2 protein-coding genes are annotated in these 1,271 nt (G+C 60.0%); both read right to left on the bottom strand.

What is annotated here, in order from left to right:
* Window positions 1–23: 23 nt before the first annotated feature.
* On the bottom strand, window positions 24–476 hold the full coding sequence (locus AC0KVQ_RS16430; RefSeq protein WP_473422275.1) for a cytochrome d ubiquinol oxidase subunit II: 453 nt from the start codon (window positions 474–476) through the stop codon (window positions 24–26).
* The coding region (locus AC0KVQ_RS16425) for a cytochrome ubiquinol oxidase subunit I (protein ID WP_473422274.1) at window positions 469–1,271 on the bottom strand (803 nt) is incomplete at its 5' end. The genes AC0KVQ_RS16430 and AC0KVQ_RS16425, both read right to left, overlap by 8 nt.

Raw genomic sequence — 1,271 nt, 5'->3', positions numbered from 1 at the left:
GGTTGCACAACCCGGGGTGGAAACTATTGGATGCCGATCACCCCGGAAACCTGGAAAGTTTTGCATGCCGGTTTACAGCCCAGCGCCACTCCTTGGCAAAAGGTGGCCAGCGCTGAACCCAGCATGAAGGCCAGATCCCAGATCGGGCGGGTTCGGTGCGATTTGGCGCGGATTTCAAATGCCACGCCACGCAAGATCAGCCCGACCAGCATGAACAGCAAGGGCAGGTACAACGCGGAAAGCACGGCGGAATACACCACCGGAAAGGCCGCGAACAACCCCGCACCGCCCAGCACCATCCAGGTTTCATTGCCATCCCAGACCGGAGCGACCGAATTCATCATTACTTGGCGATCTTCATCGGCCGGGAAAAACGGAAACAGGATGCCGATCCCCAGATCAAACCCATCCAGCACCACGTAAATCCACACACCCAGGGCAATGATGGCTGCCCCTACCAAGGCCAGATCAAGCATCCTTGCCTCCTTCCTGTGAATCAATCGAAAGCGCTGCGCCTTGCAGTGGGTGCCGTCCGGCCTGTGCAGCATGCGCTGTATCCAGCAAAGGATCATGGCCTGCCTGGGGGCCGTGCCGCAGCAGCTTGAGCAGGTAATAGATGCCGGTGCCAAAGACCAGGCAATACACCACGACAAAGATAAACAGTGAGGTGCTGACCTGCTGGTGCGTAACCGGTGAGACCGCATCGACCGTGCGCATTAGCCCATACACCACCCAGGGCTGCCGGCCGACTTCGGTGGTCACCCAGCCGGCAAGCAGGGCAATGAAACCGGATGGCCCCATGGCGACCGCAAAGCGCAGGTAAGGGCGCGATTCGTACAGGCTGCCACGTCGATAGAGCCATGCCCCTAGCCCAGCCAGCAGAATCATCAGGCCACCCAGCCCAACCATGATCCGGAAGCTCCAGAAAACGATCAGGGCATTCGGGCGATCTTCGGGCGGGAAGCTTTTCAGTCCGCGAATCTCGCCGTCCAAACTGTGGGTCAGGATCAGGCTGCCCAAGTGTGGAATTTGCACGGCATAGCGGGTGGCCTCGGCTTTCATGTCGGGAATGCCGAACAGGTTGAGCGGCGTGCCACCCTGATGGGTTTCCCACAGTCCTTCCATCGCGGCGAGTTTGGCGGGCTGGTGTTTCAGGGTATTCAAGCCATGCGCGTCACCTACCAGCGCCTGCAGCGGCGCGACCACCAGCAGGCAAGCCAGTGCCATGGTGAGCGAGATGCGCATCGGGCGGTTATTGCGCTGCTTGAGCA

This window comes from Formivibrio sp. oc-25 (genome assembly GCF_055810895.1).
The sequence above is the reverse complement of the archived record's forward strand: the minus strand, read 5'-3'. Positions and strand labels throughout refer to the sequence as shown.

Excerpts from the sequence above, each read along its gene's own strand:
- AC0KVQ_RS16430 (WP_473422275.1), bottom strand. The coding sequence starts at position 476 with ATGCTTGATCTGGCCTTGGTAGGGGCAGCCATCATTGCCCTGGGTGTG.